The organism is Virgisporangium aurantiacum (assembly GCF_016863635.1).
GTDB lineage: Bacteria > Actinomycetota > Actinomycetes > Mycobacteriales > Micromonosporaceae > Virgisporangium > Virgisporangium aurantiacum.
In genome coordinates, this window is record NZ_BOPG01000104.1 from 15,742 (window position 1) to 37,994 (window position 22,253).

Genomic DNA, 22,253 nt, shown 5'->3' on the forward strand with positions numbered 1-22,253 from the left:
CCGTGACGCTCACCCGCGTCGCCGTGATCGGCGGTGGCCGCAACTGCGAGCACGACGTGTCCCTCGCCTCCGCCGCCGCGGTGGCCGACGGCCTGGACACGGCGGGTTACCACGCCGTCCGGCTCACCATCGATCCCGCCGGCGGCTGGCACAACGGCGACGGCACGCCGATCGGGCTGGCCGCGGCCGTCGACGTCCTGCGGTCCTGCGCGGTGGCCTTCCCGGTGCTGCACGGTCCGCGCGGCGAGGACGGCACCCTGGCGGCGCTGTGCGACCTGGCCGGCGTGCCGTGCGTGGGATCGCCGCTGGGCGCCGGCGCGCTGGGGATGGACAAGTGGGTCACCAAGCTCGTCGCCGGCGCGCTCGGCATCGCCACGGCGCCGGCGCGCCTGCTCACCCGCGCCGACTCCCCCGTCTACACGCACCCCGTCGTGGTCAAGCCCGTCGCCGCCGGGTCCAGCCGCGGGGTCACCCTGGTGCGGGACGCGGCCGGGCTCGCACCGGCCCTGGACGCCGCGTTCGCCCACGACGACCGGGTTCTGGTGGAGGACCTCGTGACCGGACGCGAGATCGACCTGGCGGTGCTCGGCCGCCCGGACGGCTCACGCGTCGTGGCGCCCGCGCTGGAGATCGTCGTGCCCGCCGGGGAGATCTTCGACTACGGCGCCAAGTACGACAGCGCGCCGGACTTCGTCGTCCCGGCCCCGCTCGACGACGCGGCCCGCGAGCGGTTGGAGCGGGCGGCGGTGGGCATGTACGACGCGCTGGGCTGTGCCGGCGTCGTGCGGGTCGACTTCTTCCTGACCGACGACGGGCCGATCCTCAACGAGGTGAACACGATGCCCGGCTTCACCGCCCGGTCCCAGGTCCCCCGGATGTTCGCCGAGACCGGGATGTCCTTCGACGCGCTGCTCGATCTGCTGGTGCGCGACGCGCTCCCGGCCTGAACGTGATTCCCTGACGCGATGAGCGAAACGGGCTGGCGGCCATGGTTGCCCGAGGGCATCGCGGTGCTCATGGTGCTCGCGATCGGCTTCACCGAAGCGTTGCTCAGCTGGGCCATGTCGGGCGAACGCGCGCTGGCTCTCGCGCAGGTGGCGCAGGCGATGGTCGTCGCGTTCGCGGTCGGGATGGCCCGCCGGGCGCCGGGCACGGCCCTCGTCGGCGTGTGGGGGCTGGGCCTGCTCCACGTGGCGTCCGGCGCGCCGATCATGCTGGTCGAGTTCGCGTTGATCGCCGTCTTCTTCGGCGGCGCGCGCTGGGGCAGCCCGCCGACGGTGGTGATGAGCGCGCTGTCGGTGCCGCTGGCCGTGATCGTGGCGTTCGTCCTGCACGAGGGCCGGATCATCAGCCTCCACCTCCTGCTCGGCGGATCGCGGCTGGCCGAACTCGTCCGCCAGGAACCGGCCGCGCTGCTGACCGTGGCGCTGATCGGGCTGCTGGTCGTCGCCGCTCCCTGGCCGGCGGGCCTGGTGCTGCGGCTCCTCGACCGGGAGAAGGCCTCGCGGGCCTCGATCCTGGCCGCGGAGGAGGCGGCCGCCGGCGCCCGGCGCGAGACCGAGCATGCCCGCGAGATCGCGCAACTGCGCGACCAGCAGACCCACCTGGCCCTCGACGTCCACGACGTCGTCGGCCACTCGCTCGCGGTGATCCTGGCGCAGGCCGAGTCGGGGCAGTACCTGGACGACACCGCACGGCTGAAGAAGACCCTCGCGACGATCGCCACGTCGGCCCGCTCGTCGCTGCAGGACGTGCGCCAGGTGCTCTCCTCGACCCAGGACAGGACCGCCGCGTCCGGTGACACGGACCGGTTCGACGGCCTGATCGACGGGGTGCGCGGCAGCGGACACGAGATCGTCGCGACCGAGTCGGGGACGCCGCGCCAGCTGCCGCAGGGGGCCGCGGTGGTGGCCCACCGCGTCTTCCAGGAGATGCTCACCAACGCCATCAAGCACGGCCGGCGCGACCAGCCGATCACGGCCGAGCGGCACTGGCCGGCCGACGGCGGCGACATGCTGCTCATCGAGGTGACCAACACGAGCGACGCGTCCGGCGGCGCCGGCACCGGACGCGGCCTGGACGGCATGCGCCGCCGGCTGGAGACGGTCGGCGGCCACCTCGACGTGCGACGCCACGGGGAGACCTTCACCGTGGCCGCGTTCGTCCCCGTCCAGGGCTTCTCGAAATGAGCGACGACATCACGGTGCTGCTCGTCGACGACCAGGAGCTGTTCCGCGAGGGGGTCCGGGTCATCGTCGACGCGCAGGACGGCATGCGCGTGGTCGGCGCGGCCGGCGACGGGGTGGAGGCGGTCCGCCTCGTCGAGGAGTTGCAACCCGACGTCGTGCTGATGGACGTCCGGATGCCGCTGATGGACGGCGTCGAAGCGTCCCGGCAGATCTTCGCGCCGGAGCGGGTCGCCCGGCGTACCAGGCCCGTCCGCGTGATCGTGCTGACCACGTTCAACCTCGACGACCGGGCCGCCACCGCGATCCGCCACGGCGCCAGCGGTTTCCTGCTCAAGGACACCACGCCGCTGATGCTGCGGGACGCGATCCGCACGGTCCACAACGGCAACGCGGTCCTCGCGCCGCAGGACCTGGCCACGTTGCTGGACCGGCAGTTCCGGGCCGAGGTGACGCCGCCCGCGGCGTTCCTCGGGCTCACCGACAAGGAACGCGAGGTGTTCGCCGCCGTGGCCCGCGGCCTGTCCAACGCGGAGATCGCCGGCACCGTGTTCGCCAGCGAGTCCACGGTCAAGACCCATGTCGGCGCCATCCTGCGCAAGTTGGCGCTGCGCGACCGGGTGCAGATCGTGGTGTTCGCCCACGAACACGGCCTGGTCTGAGGTCCCGGGCTCCGGCGGACCGGAGCCCGGAACCACGGGTTGTCAGACGACGCAGCCGTCGGAGTTCTTGGTGCCGGTGAACGTGTAGCTGTCGACCCAGTTGTTCGTGTAGGTGTACGCGTCAGCGGCGGTCGTGTGGAACGCGAACGAGTGCCCCGCGTTGGCCACCGCGTAGGCGCTCATGCACGCCCGAATCCCCCAGTTGGGCTTCTCCCGGGTGAACACCGCGGCCGAGTTGGCGCAGCTGAGCCCGCTCGCCTCGTTGCAGTACAGCGCGTCGTACTGGCCGGCCACGATGAGCACCGGCACCTTGACCGCGGCGAGGACCGCCGGGTTCCGCGCCGCGCCGACGCTCGCGCGTTCGGCCGTGGTGGCCGTGGACTTCGAACTCTCGTCCTGGCTCACCAGGGTCGAGTTGCTGCCCGACAGGTGGAAGAACAGGTCGTCGCGCGTGCCCGGAATCGTGGTGATGTACCCGTCCGGAAGGTTGGCCTTCGACCAGATCGGGTCCTCCTTCGTCGACCACAGCGAGTTCGCGAACAGCGACACCGACGGCGAGTAGGTCGCGGTCAGGAACGAGTTGAGCACCAGGTAGTTCGGCACCGTGGTGGTGTCGGTCGCGGTGCCGGCGAGGTACTGCAGGATCCCGGCGCCGTACGAGTGCCCGACACCCACGACGGTGGAGAACGCCCGCGTGCCGATCGCACCGGCGCGGAGCTTCTGCACGAGCTGGCCGACGACGTAGGCGTGCGACTGGGTGGTGAGCAGGTTGGGCGCCGGGTGGTCACTCATCCCGGTGCCGAGCCGGTCGATGGCGAACGTCGAGTAGCCCCGGCCGGTCGCCGCGAACACGTACGAGTACGTGCTCGGCTGGTAGGTCGAGTTGAAATAGAGGCGGTCGTAGGTGATGCCGGGCACCAGCAGTTCCACCGTGCGCGCACCCCGTTGGATGTCGGTGGCCACCACGCACAGCCGGCCCACCAGGTTGTACGTGGTCGTGTCGGTGGCGGAGAGCTTCACCGGCACGGTGTAGGTGGCGCAGCTGGCACCGGGCGGGTCGGTCTCGGCCTGCGCCGCCGACGGCGTCACGACCGCGACGGACACCGTTGCCAGTAAGGCGAACGCCGCTAACCGCATGATTTTGGGCATGCAAAAATCCCCCGTTCACGAATGAAAATCGATCATCCGGATCGTAGGGACGTCGATCTCTATTCACCTCGGCCGATTGGACACTCTTCCCCGGCCGCGCCCACGGGTCGGCTCAGGTGGGCGCACCCGGTGGAATGAACGGCAGGCCGGGCGGTGCGCCGTGCTCGACGAGACGCAGCAGCGCCGCCGTGTCCAGGTGCTCCTCGACGGCGTCGGCGAGGCGTTCGATCATCGCGGCGCGGTGGTCGGCGAAGCCGGGCGCGCCGTCGGCCGGGGTCCAGGTGACGCCCGCCTGCGCAGCCGCCGCCGTCAACCAGGCCCGCCGGAACGCGTCGTTCTCGAACGCGCCGTGCCAGGTCGTCCCCCAGACGGCGCCGCGCCGGAAGCCGTCCAGGAACGGCTCGAGATCTTCGTTGGGACGCGCGACGCCGTGATGGATCTCGTACGCGTCCACCGGGTGCCCGCCCCACTCGCCACGCGGCCGGCCGAGGCGCTTGTCCCGGTCGAACGTCACCTCGACCGGGAGCAGTCCGAGCCCCGGCACCCGGCCGACCCCCGACTCGACCGGGTCGTCGATGTGCTCGGCCAGCATCTGGTAGCCGCCGCAGATGCCGAGCACCGGCCGGCCCTGTTCCGCGCGGCGGGCGATCGCGTCGGTGATGCCGCGGCGCCGGGCCCAGTCCAGGTCGGTGACCGTGGCCCGGGTTCCCGGCAGCACCGCGATGTCGGCGGCGGCGACCACGTCCGGGTCGGCCGTGACGGTCACCGCCACGCCCGGTTCGGCGGCGAACGCGTCGACGTCGGTGGCGTTCGACAACCGCGGAAACCGCACGACCGCGACCCGCACCGTCGCGCCGTTCCCCGGCCGGTGACCCGACCAGCCGGCCACGGCGAGCGCGTCCTCGGAGTCGAGCCAGACGTCGTGCAGCCACGGGATGACGCCCAGCACCGGCCGCCCGGTCGCCGCCTCGATCATGTCGAGTCCGGGCGTGAGCAGCGACCGGTCGCCCCGGAACTTGTTGACGATCCAGCCGGCCAGGTGCGCCTGGTCGTCGGCGTCGAGCAGGGCGAGGGTGCCGAACATCGCGGCGAACACGCCGCCCCGGTCGACGTCACCGACCACGACCACCGGCATGCCCGCCCGCCGCGCCAGCCCCATGTTGACGTAGTCGTTCGTGCGCAGGTTGATCTCGGTCGGGCTGCCCGCGCCCTCGCAGACCACCACGTCGAACCGGGTGCGGAGATCCGCGAGCGCGGCGAACGCTGTCTCCGCGAGGATCTGACGTCCGGTGGCGAACTCCCCCGCGTGCAACTCCCCGTACGGCCGGCCGAGCAGGACGACGTGGCTACGCCGATCGGTGCCCGGCTTGAGCAGCACCGGGTTCATCGCCGCCTCCGGCTCCGCCCTCGCGGCGATCGCCTGCATCCACTGCGACCGTCCGATCTCGGCCCCGTCGCGGCACACCATCGAGTTGTTCGACATGTTCTGCGCCTTGAACGGCGCCACCCGGAAGCCCTGGCGGGCCAGCCACCGGCAGATCCCGGCCGTGACGAGACTCTTGCCCGCATCCGACGTGGTCCCGGCGACGAGGATCGCATTCACCGCTCCCACCCCCGGATGCGCTTCCCGAATTTTGGACCCCGCTACACGCTCGACTCTTGCACTTTCGCGTTGGCGACCGGCTGTCGACCTGGACGCCGGCCACGGTCGCCTGCCGCGAGGTCATGGACATGGAGTTGCCGGCCCTGATCGCGGACGGCTACACCGTCCTCGACGGGGTCCTACCCACCTCGACCGTGCCACCGTCGAACAGATCGCCGACGCTCTGGCCCGCGTCCGCGTCGGCGACAAGCCCGGCGAACACCCGCTCATCCGGCTCTACGGCCACATCGCCGCTGTCGGCTGGGAGGCCGACGACGGCAGCAACACCCGCGAGGTCGAAGTCGACCGGGTCCACCCGGACCCCGCCGGACGGTACGCCCTCGGTGTCTACCTTTGGCCGTGGTCCGTGGCCGGCGAGGTGATCCTGTGATCATCACGCTGGGGTTCACCGAGTCCGACCGCGACGCCGGCTACGTCAGCTTCTCTGCCGGCTACCGAGCCGATGCGCGGCAGCAGGTCGTCACCATCATGCTGGAAGGCGACGGGTCGCAGTACGACGCCGAGCAGTGGGCGGAGGCAGCATTCGTCGCGTCGAACCACCCCGGCGAGGCGCCCACCGGACCGGCCAGAACCATCCCCGCTCGCCCTCGCCGAACAGGTGACAGGCCCACTTCGGAGCCTGTCCGTCGGAGACACGGTCACCGAGCACGGCCAGATGTGGGCCTGCGAGAGCGGCGGCTGGCGACACGTCGACCCGCAGCCGGGAGACACCCCGTGACCGGCCCGCAGCGCCCGGCGATCCCGGCGCGGCTCGCGGCCCGGCCCGTCGACCCGCGCCGAGGGCTGCCCATCCCGTACGTCAACGAACACGACGACGGCACCGTCGACTTCGCCGTCATCAACGGCGGCCGGGTCCTGGAATGGGTCCGTGGCCGGCTGTGCGGGCTCTGCGGTCAACGCCAGGAGTTCCTCGTCGCGTTCGTCGGCGGGCCGGGCGGGTTCCACCAGCGCCTGTACACCGATCCACCGAGCCACGTCACTGTGCTCGGGCAGCTCTGGACCTGTGCCCGTACCTGAAATCTGCACGGGTTCGCGATTTCTGAACGTTCCACCACGGGGAACTGAACACGCTACCGTCTCGGGTGGCAGCGTATCGGCATGGGTTCCGGAACTCGAGTACGAAGCTGAGGTTTCTCCGGTCGCCTGATGCCGGTGAGACGAAGGTGTACTGCGGGGGCGAGAATGTGCGATCAGGCCAAGATTAGCGAAGCGCAGCAAAAGGCCAAAGATCAGGGCTACGGGTTTCGGGGGCCAACCTTCAGCCTGGTCAACGGCACCCCGAGGGAATTCGACAACATCGACGAACTTCTGGATTTCCTCAACGAGAAGATCCAAAAGGACCGTGATGAAGAGGCGAAGGCCAAGGGGCCTAGCGGCCGTTGAGGTCTGGATGGTTCAGCGTCGCGAGGTACCGCAGTAGCGGTGGAATCGTGAGGCCGAACATGTCACTGGCGCGGCGGATGTCGCCGCCGCTGGCGTGGATTTCGTCGAGGATGCGGTCTTCGCGGAATCGGTGGGCGGGTATGCCGAGTGTGTCGTTGACCCAGACGTAGCTGACCTCGGTGGTCCGGATGGCCGTGTAGACGTTGATGAACAGATGCGGGTTCGCGGTTCGTGGCCAGCGGTTCGATCGGTGGTCGAGCCAGGCGGCGAGCCGTGCGGTCACGGCCGGAGCCAGTAATACGACGCGGCCGTCGATGTGCAGGCGACCGTCGCGGATGTCGACGAGTCGCATGTTGCGCAGGTCACGCGGTCGGACGCCGTGGAAGATCAGCAACGCTGCCAGGGCGCTCCGCGCGGGATTCTCGGGATCCAGCGTGGCGCGTAGGTCGCTGACTTGAAGAGGAAGCGGTGTGCGGCCGACGAGGCGGGAGGTCCGGATGCCGGTGGTGGGATTCGTGAAGGCCATCTTGCGGCCTTTGAGTACGCGGAAGATCGACCGAAGTCCGAATAGGACGTCCTTGCGCCTGGTTGCGTCCGAGGGTAGGACGTGCAGCACGTTGTCGCGGGTGACCTCGCGCAGTGACTCATAGCGCCGGGCGAACGAGCGTAGGGCGGGCAGCGCGACCGTGAGATGGTTGCGGATGGTTGCGGATGGTTCGGTCGGTGCGAGGGCGCATGCGGGGTGGAGTTGTGCTGCCGTGACGCATGACGGCGAACCCGTCCCACCACCGTCGCCCCTGATCGACCTCGACCGGTTCAAACACACCAACGACACCCACGGCCACCACGTCGGCGACGACCTGCTGCGCGTCATGGCCGAACGCCTCGCCACCGCCGCGACGGCGGCCGGCGCGACCGCGGCCCGCCTCGCCGGCGACGAATTCCTCCTGCTGCTACCTGCCGACACCGACGACGACCACGCCAAACCGATCGCGGCGATCCTCGACCAAACTTGCCGAGCCGGCCACCCTATCCACCGACGACGGCGACATCATCATGCACCCGCAGGCCATCGCCGTCTACGACAGCACCCTCGGCACCTTCGACACGATGCTCCACCACGCCGACATCGCTCTGCACCACGCCAAACAACAGCGCGGCACACACCGCACCTGCAGCCCGCAGATGCGCATGCCCCGCAACGCCGGACGCCACGGCCAACGCCGACGCGACGCGCACACCACCGACCACAACGGACAGCCCGGCGGCGAGGTGACCGCATGATCGAACGCGACATGGCGTGTGCCGTTTGCGGGCACGCACTTATCGCCATCGACCACGATGGCCAGATCACCTTCGAGCACCCCGCCACGCCGAGCAAGATCACGAGCCGCAACCCATGCCGGCATACCAACACCGTGACATCTATTCCCGGCTGAGTAGGTCGCGAACAGGGCGACGTGCGCGCACCTCGCAAAGGTGAGAGGCCTGCGGTGAGCCGGAGATAGCGCTACCCGTGACTGACCCTGTAGAAGAACGAGCCGTAGGCCGCGCCTCGCACGGCTGCTCCCACGTGACGAGCGAACGGCACAGCGGCTGACGCCAACTGGTCGTGAAGCCCCGAGCAGAACAGGCCGGGTTGATGGTGCTGGAAACGCAGGCACGTCCTGCGATGTGTCAACCGTCCTCGACACCGCTTCGACCAAGCACTGGCACAGATCCCGGACGCCTACCGGTCTGGCGTGCCGATCCTGCGCTTCATCGAGCCATTCCTACGGCGGCCGACTCACGCCGGATCCCTATCGTGTTCGACGACATGAAACCTTCTACGCATAAGCGCGAAGGAAGCCTCTAGACCGACGGGTGCGCTGAATCCATGTCATTACAAATCGAGGTCGCGAACGCCAACGCCGACCGTTTCCGTGCGCCAACTTGCTGAAGGCCGCGTGCTGACGGCTCCTGTTCGCTCCGGTTTTCAACCGACTCCATGATAAGTTCGAGCGCCGCAAGGTCTTCGTTTCTCACGGCGGCGAGGGCGCGCTTCAATTTTACTCGAATTTTCTCACTTGGAACTTCTCCCCGCGCCGCGCCGAGCAGGCGGTCAACTTCCTGCTTGGTCCCCGCAGACCATTCCGAGTACCGGTTCCATACCGTTCCTACGCGGTCGTCCCGAAATTTGTAAGGATACGTTAACCGATCAAGTTCTAATGGACCGACAACCACCTCTGAATAGGTTATACGCGAGGTCGTAATCGGTTGAATTCGAAGTTTCTTTACGACACGGGAGTCGCAGTCCGACAAGGGCAATGACCGTATGAACTCAAGGTTGGCGGTGAGGTCCTCGAATGCCATGTGTGGTTCAAAGAAGATGTATCCGATGTCAACCTGGAGGCCAAGCCGCTGCGCGATCCTAATTGCGCTATCATTTGTCCACGACCGCGCCTTTTTTTTGAACCTCCGAAGCTGTTCATTCGATCCGGCCTCAACTCCCACGAATACCTCTCGCAGCCCGGCCCTGCGTAGCACCTCCAATGCACGCAAACACGCCTTGGCTCGGAAGTCCGACGCCAACATCGATACAAAGAAATTGAGGTCTCGGTCAATTTCGCCGCGCTTCTTTGCGGTGATGACAGATTCGGCCAACGCTTCGGCCCGATCGTAGTTGCGGCCAAAGAAATCTTCATCGGTGAAATATGGGCTGCGTGCACCGAGTGAACTGAGGACACACAGATCGTCCACGATCCGCTGGATCGGAAAGGGACGCCACACCTCGAACCCGAATCGCGACGCAACAGAACAAAACTCGCAACGGCCCCAGTGGCAGCCCCGGCTGCCCTCGATCCGGACGATTCCACCGCGTTGAACTACACGAGCAGTAAATGACCGATCCGGAAGGAGAGAAACATCGAACGCTTTGCTGCCGACGCTTGCTTGCAACAAATCACCATTGACTTGCACGTTCGTGATACCCCGAAAAATCTCCGCATTGCCTGGGCCCAACGCCCGCCGCCGACAGATATCAACTAGTGCGACTTCCCCTTCGGACCGCACACATACGATCTGAGGATGGCGTCGGAGTAGCTCCGTGGGAGCATAGGTAGCGAGCAAGTTGCCCACGACAACGACGGGTGGATTCGCCAGCCCGGCGACGATGCCCATGAGGCGATCGAGTCGGTCCAAGGACCCGATTTGGGCCGAAACGCCGACAACCTCCACATTGCGGAGTTCCTCCACAGTTGGGAGCGTCGGGTCGAGCATCAGCCACCGTTGCTCCACATTAAGATCCGAAATATTCGCGTTTCGTAGTGCCGCCGCCAAGCACCCCAGCGCGATAGGTTCGTTGAACTCATCCCTGTCAGCGCCGAGCTCGACCAACATCACTCGCATGACGCCTCCGACCACGAGAGGATAGACACATCGTAGTCGACCGCCTACGCACTGAACAGCCGTCACCGTTGACGAACCGGCCGACCTTCGCGACAAGGGCATTCCGGTGGTGACGCTGGAGCAACTTTGCCAGCGTGCTCGGGAGATCGCGGCGTTGGCAAATTGGCCAGAGCACACCGTGGAGCAACGAACGCTCTACCTCGTCGCAGAGGTGGGCGAACTTGCCGAAGCCATACTTCACCTCGTCAGGCAGCGCCAGACGGGCCAGGAGCACACTGCAGCGCTCGAAGCGGTTGGGATGGAGATGCACGACGTGCTGTGGAACATCTGCGAGCTAGCCAATGCGCTCAATATTGATCTTGACGAGGCCGTAGAAAAGAAGCGGGAAATGATCCTCCGAAAGGTGACGAAGGAACATTAGCCGTGCAATCGTAGTCACGTCGCCGCAAGCCGCACGTCGACCTCCTTATCAGCCCGCAGCCTCTCTAGGATTCGGACGCCCGCAACCGAACTTTCCATCCGACACAGCCTAATGGTTTGCGCCACTGCGGCGCGTACCTCGGGGGCCGGATCATCGGTGAGCCTCTCCAGTTCGTTTGTCAATGAGTTGGAAAGCGCCCCCGGCAAGTCGCTGACAATCTCGATAGCTGACCGCCGGACCCACTTCACGGGATCGTGGCAGGCGCCGCATAACAATTCATTAACGTCCGATCGACTTAGCGGCAGGCCGGGCAATACTTGCGTAGTAGCCCATCTGACCCCTTCCTCGGCGTCGTTGATGAGGAGCAACACGAATTTGCGGACTGCTGCTTGATCGAAAATCTTCTCTCTAAAGACAAGAGTGATTGCGGTCACGAAGTTGATGTAATGGTCAACTTTCCATGATCGATATACTGCAGAGTCGTTGTCTGGCCGCCACACCAGGTCTCTGACCCGGGCAACTGTCTCCCGCAATGAGGTGAGTTCGTCCGGTGAAATGACCTCAAGCGCGACTACCAGGTCGTTGGGGACTCGGCCGTCCAAGAGGTCAGCAGAGTATTGAGCCGCCGCTCGGACGTCTGCGTCACTATCCACTAGCAGCCGGTCCAGAATCCGTACTCGATCGCGTTCGATGACGAAGCGCGCGTGTGTCGCAGCCCTTGCAACTTCCCATCTGATCCAGGGATTGATGTCTGCAGACATTCGCTCAAGGATCGCGACTTCCGAGCGTCCGAGCCAAGCGATTTCAGACAACGATGTAACGACACGCTTCCTGATCCAATGGGAATCGCTGTAAGCCAATCGGCCAAGCACGGCCGTCACACGCTCCTCTGGTGCCGGAACAGTTACGACGTATTTTGCCGTGCTCCACCTAACTTGTTCGTCTATGTCATCAGCAAGAACTTCCAGAATAGAAATGGATTTCAGCGGATCCACGGATAGATTGAGCTGCGATGGCAGGATGACGTCTCGTACCTTCCATGACGCATCCGTCACCCATCTGTCCAGCACTCCCAGGGTGAGTTTCGAGTCCGAGAATAGGCGATTTAGTGAGTATGAAACTGCTCGGCGAACGCGCCAGTGGCCATCGTCGGCCAGGGCATGCAAGATCGATATCGTACGAGGTGTGGTGCCCAAGTGTCCGATCGCGTTGGCTGCCGCCTCTCTCGTCGCCGGTGAACCGTCGGAGGCCCAATCTTCCAGTAGAGTTTCAGACTCAGGATGAAGTCGCAGGAGTTGTGAAATCGCGAACGCCGCGAGCCATCTCACCCAGTATTCGGAATCAGTCGAGAGAGTCCGCAACAGGTTGACGATGCGGTCGTCGGTGCTGTCGAGTTTGGAGATTACAGTGCAGGCGAGGGTACGCCATGGAGTCTCCCGACAGATCAGCATTTGGACGAGTGTCTCCAACACGTCTAATTGTCCTTCGAACCGCAACAATACGAACTCAATGACGCCTACCAGAGTGCGGTACGAAGCCGATTCCGTCATCAATCCTTGAAGTGATCCGAGGATGTCGGTGATGTTTAGCTGCGACCATTTTTCGCGGAGTAAGATTGCTCGCGCCGTTACGTACTCCAGGAACGTTTCGTAGGTAAACCCCACAACCCGTATTCCGGATAGTTCCTCGACCTTGACGTAGAGAATTACTCCTTCGCTGAGCAAGATGCTGTACTCATCCTCGCCTAGAATTTCGGCGACCTGTTCTTCTGGAAGAGAATCTGACTTGGATTCACGCATCGACAACACGAGCTCAAACAGCCTGCCGGAAAGGTTGCTCCGTCGACTATCTTCAATCTTTTCCTGCCAGTACGCGTCAAAAACCTGTCTGGCCCGCCGGAGCTCTGGGAGCTCCCGACCGCGGAATGACTCGCAGGCTAGCCTCAGCATGACCGGGTGTGAGCAAATGGTTCCCGCTTCGTCCGTCAATTCGCCTCGGATGTCGAACCATTCGGCGTAGCGCGGCCATGCCTGACTGAGTTCGGCGGGTGAGAATCTGGAGACCAGCAATCCTTCCTGCAGTTGAAGATGCGTGCTAGGTGCATAGAGATTAGTCATTATATTGACATTGCTTTTAAAGAAGCGCCAGTCGGCACTGCGACAACTGATGCAGAATCGAATCGAATTTCGGCCGGCACTCTCGACGAGTTGCCCCAAAACCTCGCTGAAGAGCGGCAGATCATTCGCCTCATTGGCGGCGTCGATAAACACCGTTAGCGGCGTTTCGACCGAAGCGAGCGCCCCGATTTCGCGCAATACATCTGGCCCCAATATCTTTCCCGTAAGAGCGGATAGGTCCGCCGCAATGGCCTTATGTACCGCAAATCGTTCGACGCGGAGCTCCGCCCCGCGATAGAAGAGCACCGGCGCATGGTCGGCCAGATTGTTTGCGAGATGGCAAAGTAGATTCGTCTTGCCAGTCCCGGCCTCTCCCAGGAATAGTAGAGTATTCCGTTCTCGCTGCGCGATGAACGCATCGAACTCGGCAGCGATCGCGGGCCTGTCGACATACAGGTTTGAGATGTACTTGTCGCGCACGCCTTTCATTGCTTGATCCAACTGGAGTCGACAGGCCTCCACCAACTCCGCCTCACTGAGGATCGGAGCGCGACGATCCCGACTTGGGCCAGCTTGGTTTTCAGTGTGGTTTATCGCAGTGCCGTAGGATTGCGTTATACCCAGCGCCACGAGCTTCGCTTCGACCATTTCCGCGAACTCAATCGGTGATCTCGACCGTAAGTCGACGGCAACCATGTCGGAGAGTAGGCCTGGCAATGGTGTATCGTCGAAACGCGCCGGCAGTAGAAACTCGCGACGTTCAAGAACGGCTCTGTTTAGGGCGGCTCTACGTTCCAGCCTGGTCCAATCGCGCTGGGCATAGTCAGCGGACACAAATACAACAACTGCCGCGGAGTGCTCGGCGTAGATCTTGGGCAGTTCTTCGACGAGATGCCTGCCCCATAGATCGATCTGTTCATCAAGATCGTAAAAGCAACGTATGCCGCGCGATCTTAACGCCCTGGCAACCTCTTCCACGTAGGGACGCTGACCACCGGAGAAGGACAAGGCAACGTCCCAACGCCAACCGGCATCGTCGGCGCTCGGCGTACGTTCCACGAATCTAGCCTGCCAGATTGGGGCGAAGTGTGCCAGGCTCGTCCAGAAGCGTCCCTCAGGGTGGTGCACCTCGCGCCCATTACCGCAGGAGGACACGAGATGGATCGAGGCGGCCCTGTCGTATCCCAAGCAGACTATTCGCGACTGCGGAGCTGGTACTTGGGTGGCCCGCGGCTGGGCCTTACCGGGCCTGCTGGGAGCGGGAAGACGACTTTTGCCCGCTGTTTGGAGGAGCGGTTCGGGTGTACCGTGCACGGTGCCGCCGCTCGGGAGTGGCTAAAGCGCAACGGCGTACGGGAACACTGGACGATGTCTGCTGAGAATGCCATGCGCATGCAGACGGACCTCTTGGAAGCCATGTTCGCAAGCCGGGCTCAGGTCTTCGACCGGTTCTCAGCGGACACGGTGTGTTTTCTGGAGTTGGCCGGCGTGACGGCCGGCCGCGAAGAGTTCGAGTCGCGCGCCGTCGAGTTTGCACGGACCCTCGACATAATTGTCTACTTCCCTTACCGGTCCGAGTATCTGGTGCACGACGGCATGCGCCACACGGACGCGAAGTACCAAATGACCGTTGCTGCCACGATATTTGACTGGCTTCGTCGCTCCAATTTGCTCGATCGAACGCTGATATTCCAGCACCACTTGTCACTGCTCGCCAACGCGGAGTTGATTAGTGGGCACGAGACCACACGATAGTTTGTCGAGACGATGCTTGGCGCGACGCGGTGGCCGGTGTCGGTGGTGGCTGGTTGGCGTGCCGGGGCAGGATCCTGCGCTGTAGCGCCGGCAGCGGCACTCCGCGCCCATCGACGCGCAGTTGCGCGACATTGAGATCGCGAGGTCGGCGTTGTCTGTGGTGTGGAGGGTGGTCAGCCAGCGTTGCGGGTCGTCGACGCCGTGGTCGGTGAGCAGGCGCTCGATGCGTTCGGTCACGTCGGCGAACTTGGCCTTGCTGTGGCGGAGGAGGGCGTCGAGGTATTCCAACGTGCGGGGGTGGCCGCCGACGTCGGTGTAGGCGCGGTGCTGCTGCTCGGCGGTGAGCGAGTCCAGGCCCGGCAGGCGCCAGACCAGTTTGCGGGTTTCGGCCCACGACAGCGGCCGAGGTGGTGTTCGGACAGGCGGCGGTGGGTGTTGCCGGGCAAGGTGAACGGGTAGCGGCTGGTGACCAGGAGTTCCCTCCTCCGTTGGCGCGAACCCTTTGCCCGCCTCGAACACGCCGGCCTTGAGCCAATCCCGGATCATGTCCCTGGCAGGGAACGACCCGAGCGTATCGAGTAGCCGACTATGGTCGATCTTGTCGAATGCCGAGGCCAACTCCGCATCAAGCGCCCACACCCGCTGGGCCCGGGGGCCTTTGCAGGTCATGAAGATCGCCTGAGCCGCGTCCTGGCAGCTGCGACCCGGCCGGAACCCGTAGCTTCTGGGTTCGAACCGGGCCTCCCACTCGGGCTCCAACGCGTTACGGACCCTGCCCTGGTGACAGCGGTCCGCGATCACGGAATCCCGAGCGGGCGCAGCTTCGCACGATTGCCCGCCTTCGGTATGTACACCCGCTTGACCGCGCGGGGCTGCCAGGTGCCGGGCTGGGAGTGCACCCGCACCGCCAGCTCCATCCTGGCCGGAGAGGCCAACGCGACCCCCCGTCGATACCCGCCGTCATGCGGCCGGTGTTGCGCTGCGTCGCCTGCCGCACGCTGAGAAGCGTGTTGGACCAGCTGCGCAGGATCAGCTTCTGCAGATTCCTGGCCGTGGCCAGGTCCCTGTCCTGAACCGCCTTGAAGATCCGCTGCCGTAACCGCCGTACGTTGTCCTCGTGGGCGCGCCATCCAATGGCGTCCCACTCGTGGGCAACATCCTCCGATCCGTTCACTCCGAGAGCCGCCATCGCAACATCGAGAGCAAAGGCTGTCATCGCGTCCAACTTGCCCTTCGGTTCCAGAGGGTCGGGCCGTTCGTCTTCAAAGGCTCACCTGCCTCACGTCAGCCTGCTTTCGCAGCCGGGCACCAAGCCCGGTATCCGGCCGGTTGTCCAGAACGGCCGCATGGAGAGCGACCATCACGTCCTGCGTTCCCGCTGCCTTTCGGCCACCGGCATTCGCTTCTTGGGCATCCTGTTCCCGCCGGGGAGTTGGGCTCCCCTCACGGTCGGCTTACCGGCACGACACCAGAACCACACCCGATGCCGCACCGGACCCCGACGGGGTTTCCACGTTTCGCACGCATGAGACACGGCTGGGTTGGGCGCCCTCTATACCCCGGGGACAGCGGTGTCCACACGGCCGGTGATACGTCCACGGCCGCCGCCTGCCGCATCGCAACGGCAACGTCCCTGCCCGCCCGGCCCAACCACCCGTCCCGACCGGCTTCCATGACGAGGTATCAGCGAGGGTTTCCGTTCAGTCGCCCCATGCCATCCTTCCCCTTGCCGGTGGCCCCTGGACGGAGCAGGGACCCTTGGGCTTTCCCGCGAGCTTCACACGCTTTGTTATCGCCACGCATGTCACGGGTGGGGACAGGTCTCGGACACTGACCCGGAGTCACGTCGTCGACATCGTCGACCTCCAATCAACGGACTCACTCAACGCGTGCGACCTCATGTCGCAACGTATGCTGGAACCTTCGGTCCTGCCGAGGTCTACGTCCGATACCGGGTCATTCGCCCAATGGGCCGACTTCCACACACTGACCCGGAGATCCCGCCGACAACATCCCGGCGTGCGCAGTGTCGGCTCCAAGACCGCCGCGGCTCCTTTCGCGGCGGCCTCACCCTTGACGGTCTCGCCTCGCAGCGCTGTTGGTCCCGCCGCCTTCACCGCTCATCGGGCACCGCGGACGACAAGCCAGACCCGTAGGCAGGCTTGGGGAGATTTGGGGAGATCAAGTGTGCCTTCGATGATCAGGCTGGCCGGGACAGCCGACAGCCACGGGGAAGCTTTGCCGTCCCGGATGACGACAACAATCATCCAAGATCCGAAAAGACGTGAATGCCGGGCAGAGCCTTCAAGATCATGGGACGTTGCGACGTTATCGCTATTTATGTCTGATTTGTCCGCGCGGCAACGTCGCAACGTCACAATGACTCAGGATCACGCGTCCGCGCGGCCGATCCCGGCCGACCGCTCAGGTTCGGCGGGCCGGCGTCGATCGGGCCGGCATGCCCGCGACTTCGGCCGCGGCGCGGCCGGCCGACCTGCGCGAGAGCCGGGACGAGCTGCGCCGCACGGTGCTGACCGGCATCGTGGTGCTGCTGGCGGTGGCCGCGCTGCTGGTGGCCGGTGGTGCCTATCTGTTCCGGCGGTACACCGACTCGGTGAACGAGGAGCCGTTGCTGGGACGGGCGGCCGTCGGCGCGCCGGCACCGGGCTGGTGGTCGGCCGAAGCCGAAACCAGCGCCACCCCCAGCCGGAAAGCCGGCGGCACAGCACCGAGAAAAGCCAACCCGGGACGCGGCATCAACATCCTGCTCGTCGGCATCGACCAGCGCGCCGGCCAGGACGCGCACGACGTCCGCTCCGACACGATCATGATCGCGCACGTCCCCGCCGGCCGGGATCGGGTCTACCTCGTCTCGGTTCCGCGCGACAGCCGGGTCGCCATCCCGGCGTACCCGCGGGCACGGTACGGCGGCGGCGTCGACAAGGTCAACGCCGCCTACCAGGTCGGCGCGCGGGCGGGTGGGCGCGCCGGCGGCGTCGAACTGCTGGGGTTGACGCTGCGCGCGCTGGTCGGGGTCGGCTTCGACGCGGCCGCGATCGTCGACTTCGCCGGCCTGCGCACCGCCGTCGACGCGATCGGCGGGGTCGACATGTGCGTCGACGAGGAGACCGTGTCCGTCCACGTCGGGTGGGACACCGCCACCGGCAGGCAGGGCGTCCCGTACGTGTTGACACCGCCCGACTACGACTCGCCGCGGCCGGTGCCGGGCATGCGGCCGCAGGTGTACCACGTCGGCTGCCGGCACTTCGCCGGCTGGGAGGCCCTGGACTACGTGCGGCAGCGCGAACTGATCCCCGACGGCGACTACGGCCGCCAACGCCACCAGCAGCAACTGGTCCGGGCACTGGCCGGGAAGGTCACCGCGGGCAACCTGCTGGCCGATCCCATCGCCGCCGACCGGATGCTGCGCGCGCTGGGCGGCAGCGTCACGTTCGACGGCAACGGCACCCCCGTCGCCGGCTGGGTCCGCGCCTTCGGCCATCTCGGCGCCAACGACGTCACCATCGTGCGCACCAACGGCGGCCATTTCGCGAGCCGGCGCATCGGCGGCCGGTCGTTCGAGATCCTCACCGACACCACCGAAGAGCTATTGGACGCGCTGCGCACCGACACCGTCGGCGACTTCCTCGCCGCCCATCCCGACTGGGTCGGCCGGTAGGCCGCAACTACGCCCGCAGCTCCGCCCACCACCACGACCGGCCGGCCCGCACCACCCGCAGCGACTCGGTACGGGCGGTCGACGCGATCCAGTCCGGCAGCGTGGCCGGGTCGCCGAGGTCGGCCAGGTGCTCGACGAGCCGGAGCCACACGATCCGGCCCACGTCCTGGACGGCACCGCGGCCCAGGCCGTACCGGCGGCCGATCCCCCAGACCAGCGGGGCGTACCGGTCGACGATCTCGTTCCAGGCCGATCCGCTGCCGTCGCGGGCCGCCAGCGCCAGCGCCGCGACATCGACCGGGGCCGGGGCCGGGAGTTTCGAGGACATGGGACAACGGTGCAACCCGGCTCCTGCCCGATTCTGGATCGGATGCTTGAATCCCCTGATCACAGCCGATAGGACAGACCCGTGACGGCGACGGTGCGGCTGCTCGGCCCGGTCTCGGCCGAGGTCGACGGGCGCCCGCTCGACCTGGGCCATGCCCGCCAGCGCGCGGTGCTGGCCGCCCTGCTGGTCGACGCGGGCGACCCGGTGCGCATCGACGACCTGATCGAACGGGTCTGGGCGTTCCCGCCGCCGCAGCGCGTGCGGCCGGCGCTGCACAGCTACCTGTCCCGGCTGCGGCGGGTGCTCGACGGCGTGGTGCGCATCGATCTGGTGCGGGGCGGCGGCGGATACCGCGCCGTGATCGATCCGGAGTCGCTGGACCTGCACCGGTTCCGGCAGTTGCTCGGGCTGGCGCGCACCGCGTCGCCGGAACAGGCCGCGCACCACTACGAGCAGGCGCTGCGGCTGTGGCACGGTGAGCCGTTCGCCGGCCTCGACACGGCGTGGTTCGGGTCGCAGCGGGAACTGCTGTACCGGCAACGCGCCGCCGCCGAACTCGACCGCAACGACGCGGCGCTGGCGCTCGGCCGGCACGCCGAGGTGCTCGTCGAGGCGTCGACGGCGCTCGACGCGAACCCGCTCGACGAACGGCTGGCGGCCCAGGTGATGACCGCGCTGTACCGCAGCGGCCGGCAGGCCGACGCCCTCGACGTCTACCAGCGCACCCGGCTGCGCCTGGCCGAACTGCAGGGCGCCGACCCGAGCCCCGCCCTGCAGCGCCGGTACCGGCAGATCCTCACCGCCGACGCGGCGCTCGCCACCCCGTCCGAAAGGCAGGTCCGCGTGCCCGGCGAGCCGCTGGTGGGGCGCGACGCGGAACTGGAGCTCCTGCGCGCGGCGCTGGCGGACGCGCGGGCCGGGCACGGACGGCTCGTGCTGGTCGCCGGCGAACCCGGTGTCGGAAAGAGCCGGTTGTTGACCGAGTTCGGCACCGAGGCGCGGGCCGGCGGGGCGCGGGTGCGGTGGGGCCGCGCGGCCGAGGAGGCCGGTGCGCCGAGCTACTGGCCGTGGGTCCAGGTCGTCCGCGCCGAGCCGAGTGGGCTCGCGGTGCTCCGGCAACTCGTGCCCGATTCACCCGCACCGTCCACCACGCTCGGCGCCACCGCCACGCACGACCCGGCCGCGGCCCGGTTCCGGATGTTCGACGCGGCCACCACCTGGCTGCTCGGCCTGGCGACCGAGCGCCCCACCGTCGTGATGCTCGACGACGTGCACCGCGCCGACGTGCCGTCGCTGCTGTTGCTGCGGTTCGTGACGCGCGCGCTCGCGGACACCGGGCTGCTCGTGGTGGCCGCCTACCGCGACCCGCCGGCGCCCGCGCCGGACTTCGCCGGCATTCTCGCCGAACTGGTCCGCGAACCGGTCACCCGGAACGTCGACCTGCGCGGGCTCGGCCCGGACGGCGTCGCGCGGTTGCTCGACCGGCCACAGGATCCCGACCTGCCCGCGCGGATCCACGAACGCACCGGCGGCAACCCGTTCTTCGTCCGCGAACTGATCCAGCAGCTGCGCGGGCCGGGCAGCGACGACCCGCTCGGTGGGGTTCCGACCGGCGTGTCGGCCGTCGTCCGGAGCCGGGTCGCCGCGCTGGCGCCGCCCGCGGGTGACGTGCTCGCCGCCGCGTCGGTCCTCGGGCGCGACTTCGACGTCGCGATCCTCGCGCCGCTGTGCGACCGGTCCGGCGCCGACCTGCTGACGGTGCTGGCCGAACCGGTCACCGCCGGCCTGGTTCAGCCCGCCGCCGACCGGCCGGGCGCGTACCGGTTCGCGCACATCCTGGTCCGCGACGCCCTGTACACCGACCTGCCCGCCGCCCGCCGGGCGGCCCTGCACGGCCGGGCCGCCGACATCCTGCGGGCCGCGCGCGGTGCGGTCGCCGGCCCGCACCTGGCCGAGGTGGCGCACCACTACCTGCGCGCCGCGCCCGAGGTCGCGGCCGGCACCGGCGTCGACCTCGCGGTGCGGGCCGGCGAGTTCGCCGTGCGCGCGCTCGCGTTCGAGCACGGCGTGCACCTGTTCGAGGCGGCGCTGGGCCCACTCCTCGACGAGACCCGCCGGTGCCGGGTGCTGCTCCTACTCGGTGACGCGCAGATGAAGGCCGGTGCCACCGAGGCCGGCCGGGCCACGTTCGAACAGGCCGCCGACCTGGCCGACGCGCTCGACGAACCGATCCTGCTCGCCCGCGCCGCACTCGGCTACGGAACCGCGGTGGAGTTCCTCCGCGGCAACCACGCGGTGGTGGAACGCCTCACCGGTCTGCTGCACCGGGCCATGCGCGCGATCCCGCCCGGCGACTCGGCCGTGCGGGTGCTCCTGCTCGGCCACCTCGCGCTGGCGCTGTACCTCGCACCGGCCGAGCGCCAGGCCGTCGCGCGGGTGACCCGGGACACGGTCAGCGCCGAGGCCGTCGCGATCGCGCGCCGGCTCGGCGACGACGGGGTGCTCGCCCGCGCGCTGTACGCCCGGTGCTTCGCGACCTGGGGACGCGACAACCTGCCCGAGCGGGCGGCGCTGACCGACGAGCTGCTGCGCCTCGCCGGCGACGGGGAACTGCTGCTCGCCGCCCGGCACTGGCAGATCGTCAACGGGCTGGAGACCGGCGACGTCGACGCCGTCGACCGTCACCTGCAGGCCTACGTCCGCACCGCCGCCCCGCTGGGCCAACCGTTCTACGAGTACTGGACGTGCGTGCTCCGCGCCACGCGGGCGCTGATGCGGGCCCGGTTCGACGAGGCCGAGGCGCTGTGCCTGCGCGCGCTCGACCTGGGGCGGCAGCTGGGGTCCACCGACACGGGCTTCGCCAACGGCGCCGCCGCCCAGTTCCAGGCGGTCCGCTACGAGCAGGGACGCACGGCGGAGCTGGAACCGATGGTGGCCGCGTTCGTCGAGCAGATCCCCGATCGCCTGGCCTGGCGGATGGCCCTGGCCCAGATCTACACCGCGATGAACCGGCTCGACGACGCCCGGCACCACTTCGAGATCCTCGCCCGCAACGACTTCCGCGACGTCCCCGACGACCCGTTCTGGCTCACCGCGATCGCCGGGCTCGCCGACGTGTCGGCGATCCTGGGCGACGTCCCCCGCGCGCGGCTGCTGTACGACCTGCTCCAGCCGTACCGCGGCCGCTTCGTCGTCGTCAGCTTCGGCTTCGCGTGCTTCGCCGCCGTCGACCACCACCTCGGCGTGCTCGCCCACACCGTCGGCTGGTGGGAGCGCGCCGACGCCCACCTGCGAGCCGCGTCCGACGCCCACCGCCGCACCGGCCTGCTGCCCGCCCTCGCCCGCACCGCCCGACAGCGCGCCGCCCTCGCCGCCGACCGCGGCACCGCCGACGCGGGCCCGCTGGCCGCCGAGGCGGAGAAACTGGCCGTCGAGGCCGGAATGTCCTGGTTGCACGGGGAGCCCTGACCGCCGAACTGCATCGGAGCTGCACCTCGGCGCTCCTCACATCGACCCGGCGGCG

At 67.4% G+C, this 22,253-nt stretch carries 20 protein-coding genes and 1 pseudogene; 12 read left to right on the forward strand and 9 right to left on the reverse strand.

The window, feature by feature from the left end; translation table 11 throughout:
- Positions 1-2 precede the first annotated feature (2 nt).
- Genes Vau01_RS56895 through Vau01_RS56905 form a run of 3 tightly spaced genes read left to right on the forward strand, consistent with a single transcriptional unit; the run spans position 3 to position 2,848 of the window.
- Entirely contained in the window at positions 3-947 is a 945-nt protein-coding gene (locus Vau01_RS56895) for a D-alanine--D-alanine ligase family protein (RefSeq protein WP_204011380.1), read from the forward strand.
- Positions 948-965: 18 nt separating this feature from the next.
- Positions 966-2,189, forward strand: a complete 1,224-nt coding sequence (locus tag Vau01_RS56900; protein ID WP_204011382.1) for a sensor histidine kinase — start codon at positions 966-968, stop codon at positions 2,187-2,189.
- Positions 2,186-2,848, forward strand: a complete 663-nt coding sequence (locus Vau01_RS56905) for a response regulator (RefSeq protein ID WP_204011383.1) — start codon at positions 2,186-2,188, stop codon at positions 2,846-2,848. The genes Vau01_RS56900 and Vau01_RS56905 overlap by 4 nt, the downstream gene beginning before the upstream one ends.
- Positions 2,849-2,890: 42 nt before the next feature.
- Here Vau01_RS56905 and Vau01_RS56910 read toward each other — a convergent pair whose 3' ends face one another.
- From Vau01_RS56910 to Vau01_RS56920, 3 genes are all read right to left on the reverse strand, one after another.
- Complete coding sequence (locus Vau01_RS56910; protein ID WP_204011384.1) at positions 2,891-3,997, reverse strand: alpha/beta hydrolase; 1,107 nt, start codon at positions 3,995-3,997, stop codon at positions 2,891-2,893.
- 112 nt (positions 3,998-4,109) lie between these two features.
- Entirely contained in the window at positions 4,110-5,609 is a 1,500-nt protein-coding gene (locus Vau01_RS56915) for a cobyric acid synthase (RefSeq protein ID WP_444546061.1), read from the reverse strand.
- A 148-nt stretch (positions 5,610-5,757) separates the two neighbouring features.
- Entirely contained in the window at positions 5,758-5,955 is a 198-nt protein-coding gene (locus tag Vau01_RS56920; RefSeq protein WP_204011386.1) for a hypothetical protein, read from the reverse strand.
- 419 nt (positions 5,956-6,374) lie between these two features.
- Here Vau01_RS56920 and Vau01_RS56925 point away from each other — a divergent pair, with 419 nt between their 5' ends.
- Together Vau01_RS56925 and Vau01_RS56930 are read left to right on the forward strand one after the other, a co-directional pair.
- Complete coding sequence (locus Vau01_RS56925; RefSeq protein ID WP_204011388.1) at positions 6,375-6,677, forward strand: hypothetical protein; 303 nt, start codon at positions 6,375-6,377, stop codon at positions 6,675-6,677.
- 165 nt (positions 6,678-6,842) lie between these two features.
- On the forward strand, positions 6,843-7,043 hold the full coding sequence (locus Vau01_RS56930; RefSeq protein WP_204011390.1) for a hypothetical protein: 201 nt from the start codon (positions 6,843-6,845) through the stop codon (positions 7,041-7,043).
- Here the strand turns inward: Vau01_RS56930 and Vau01_RS56935 are convergent.
- Entirely contained in the window at positions 7,030-7,569 is a 540-nt protein-coding gene (locus Vau01_RS56935; RefSeq protein ID WP_204011392.1) for a hypothetical protein, read from the reverse strand. The genes Vau01_RS56930 and Vau01_RS56935 overlap by 14 nt on opposite strands.
- 175 nt (positions 7,570-7,744) lie before the next feature.
- Here Vau01_RS56935 and Vau01_RS64895 point away from each other — a divergent pair.
- The 3 genes and pseudogenes from Vau01_RS64895 to Vau01_RS64235 all read left to right on the forward strand — a co-directional run.
- Positions 7,745-8,065, forward strand: a pseudogene (locus Vau01_RS64895) (diguanylate cyclase domain-containing protein); the annotation flags it as partial.
- Positions 8,066-8,099: 34 nt separating this feature from the next.
- Complete coding sequence (locus Vau01_RS64230) at positions 8,100-8,327, forward strand: hypothetical protein (protein ID WP_239152887.1); 228 nt, start codon at positions 8,100-8,102, stop codon at positions 8,325-8,327.
- Positions 8,324-8,482: a hypothetical protein gene (locus Vau01_RS64235; protein WP_239152888.1), complete on the forward strand. Its 159-nt coding sequence runs from the start codon at positions 8,324-8,326 to the stop codon at positions 8,480-8,482. The genes Vau01_RS64230 and Vau01_RS64235 overlap by 4 nt, the downstream gene beginning before the upstream one ends.
- A gap of 412 nt (positions 8,483-8,894) precedes the next feature.
- Here Vau01_RS64235 and Vau01_RS56945 read toward each other — a convergent pair whose 3' ends face one another.
- On the reverse strand, positions 8,895-10,430 hold the full coding sequence (locus Vau01_RS56945) for a B12-binding domain-containing radical SAM protein (RefSeq protein ID WP_204011410.1): 1,536 nt from the start codon (positions 10,428-10,430) through the stop codon (positions 8,895-8,897).
- 106 nt (positions 10,431-10,536) lie between these two features.
- On the opposite strand from Vau01_RS56945, the gene Vau01_RS56950 reads away from it, so the two are divergent.
- Positions 10,537-10,851 (forward strand): MazG nucleotide pyrophosphohydrolase domain-containing protein, encoded by a 315-nt coding sequence (locus tag Vau01_RS56950; RefSeq protein WP_204011413.1) that lies wholly within the window; start codon positions 10,537-10,539, stop codon positions 10,849-10,851.
- Positions 10,852-10,865: 14 nt separating this feature from the next.
- Here the strand turns inward: Vau01_RS56950 and Vau01_RS56955 are convergent, their stop codons facing one another.
- Positions 10,866-14,027, reverse strand: coding sequence for a HEAT repeat domain-containing protein (locus Vau01_RS56955; protein WP_204011416.1), 3,162 nt, complete (start codon positions 14,025-14,027; stop codon positions 10,866-10,868).
- 99 nt (positions 14,028-14,126) lie between these two features.
- Between Vau01_RS56955 and Vau01_RS56960 the strand changes: the two genes are divergently transcribed.
- Positions 14,127-14,723 carry an AAA family ATPase gene (locus Vau01_RS56960; RefSeq protein WP_239152884.1) on the forward strand — a complete coding sequence of 199 codons (597 nt, stop codon included), beginning with the start codon at positions 14,127-14,129 and terminating at the stop codon, positions 14,721-14,723.
- Here Vau01_RS56960 and Vau01_RS56965 read toward each other — a convergent pair.
- A complete protein-coding gene (locus Vau01_RS56965) occupies positions 14,673-15,524 on the reverse strand; it encodes a reverse transcriptase/maturase family protein (RefSeq protein WP_275424053.1) in 852 nt (283 codons plus the stop codon). The two genes, Vau01_RS56960 and Vau01_RS56965, sit on opposite strands and share 51 nt — an antisense overlap.
- Positions 15,487-15,939 carry a reverse transcriptase N-terminal domain-containing protein gene (locus Vau01_RS65535; protein WP_204011425.1) on the reverse strand — a complete coding sequence of 151 codons (453 nt, stop codon included), beginning with the start codon at positions 15,937-15,939 and terminating at the stop codon, positions 15,487-15,489. The genes Vau01_RS56965 and Vau01_RS65535 overlap by 38 nt, the downstream gene beginning before the upstream one ends.
- A 1,242-nt stretch (positions 15,940-17,181) precedes the next feature.
- On the opposite strand from Vau01_RS65535, the gene Vau01_RS56975 reads away from it, so the two are divergent.
- The gene (locus tag Vau01_RS56975) at positions 17,182-18,402 is read left to right on the forward strand and encodes an LCP family protein (RefSeq protein WP_204011428.1); all 1,221 of its coding nucleotides are present in this window, start codon (positions 17,182-17,184) and stop codon (positions 18,400-18,402) included.
- Positions 18,403-18,409: 7 nt separating this feature from the next.
- Here Vau01_RS56975 and Vau01_RS56980 read toward each other — a convergent pair whose 3' ends face one another.
- Positions 18,410-18,730 (reverse strand): sigma factor, encoded by a 321-nt coding sequence (locus Vau01_RS56980; RefSeq protein WP_204011431.1) that lies wholly within the window; start codon positions 18,728-18,730, stop codon positions 18,410-18,412.
- An 81-nt stretch (positions 18,731-18,811) separates the two neighbouring features.
- On the opposite strand from Vau01_RS56980, the gene Vau01_RS56985 reads away from it, so the two are divergent.
- Positions 18,812-22,198 (forward strand): ATP-binding protein, encoded by a 3,387-nt coding sequence (locus tag Vau01_RS56985; protein ID WP_204011434.1) that lies wholly within the window; start codon positions 18,812-18,814, stop codon positions 22,196-22,198.
- Positions 22,199-22,253: the final 55 nt, after the last annotated feature.

Excerpts from the sequence above, each read along its gene's own strand:
- Vau01_RS65535 (WP_204011425.1), bottom strand. The coding sequence starts at position 15,939 with ATGACAGCCTTTGCTCTCGATGTTGCGATGGCGGCTCTCGGAGTGAAC.
- Vau01_RS56930 (WP_204011390.1), top strand. The coding sequence starts at position 6,843 with ATGTGCGATCAGGCCAAGATTAGCGAAGCGCAGCAAAAGGCCAAAGAT.
- Vau01_RS56945 (WP_204011410.1), bottom strand. The coding sequence starts at position 10,430 with ATGCGAGTGATGTTGGTCGAGCTCGGCGCTGACAGGGATGAGTTCAAC.
- Vau01_RS56960 (WP_239152884.1), top strand. The coding sequence starts at position 14,127 with ATGGATCGAGGCGGCCCTGTCGTATCCCAAGCAGACTATTCGCGACTG.
- Vau01_RS56910 (WP_204011384.1), bottom strand. The coding sequence starts at position 3,997 with ATGCCCAAAATCATGCGGTTAGCGGCGTTCGCCTTACTGGCAACGGTG.
- Vau01_RS56935 (WP_204011392.1), bottom strand. The coding sequence starts at position 7,569 with ATGGCCTTCACGAATCCCACCACCGGCATCCGGACCTCCCGCCTCGTC.
- Vau01_RS56905 (WP_204011383.1), top strand. The coding sequence starts at position 2,186 with ATGAGCGACGACATCACGGTGCTGCTCGTCGACGACCAGGAGCTGTTC.
- Vau01_RS56975 (WP_204011428.1), top strand. The coding sequence starts at position 17,182 with ATGCCCGCGACTTCGGCCGCGGCGCGGCCGGCCGACCTGCGCGAGAGC.
- Vau01_RS56980 (WP_204011431.1), bottom strand. The coding sequence starts at position 18,730 with ATGTCCTCGAAACTCCCGGCCCCGGCCCCGGTCGATGTCGCGGCGCTG.
- Vau01_RS56900 (WP_204011382.1), top strand. The coding sequence starts at position 966 with ATGAGCGAAACGGGCTGGCGGCCATGGTTGCCCGAGGGCATCGCGGTG.
- Vau01_RS64235 (WP_239152888.1), top strand. The coding sequence starts at position 8,324 with ATGATCGAACGCGACATGGCGTGTGCCGTTTGCGGGCACGCACTTATC.
- Vau01_RS64230 (WP_239152887.1), top strand. The coding sequence starts at position 8,100 with ATGCACCCGCAGGCCATCGCCGTCTACGACAGCACCCTCGGCACCTTC.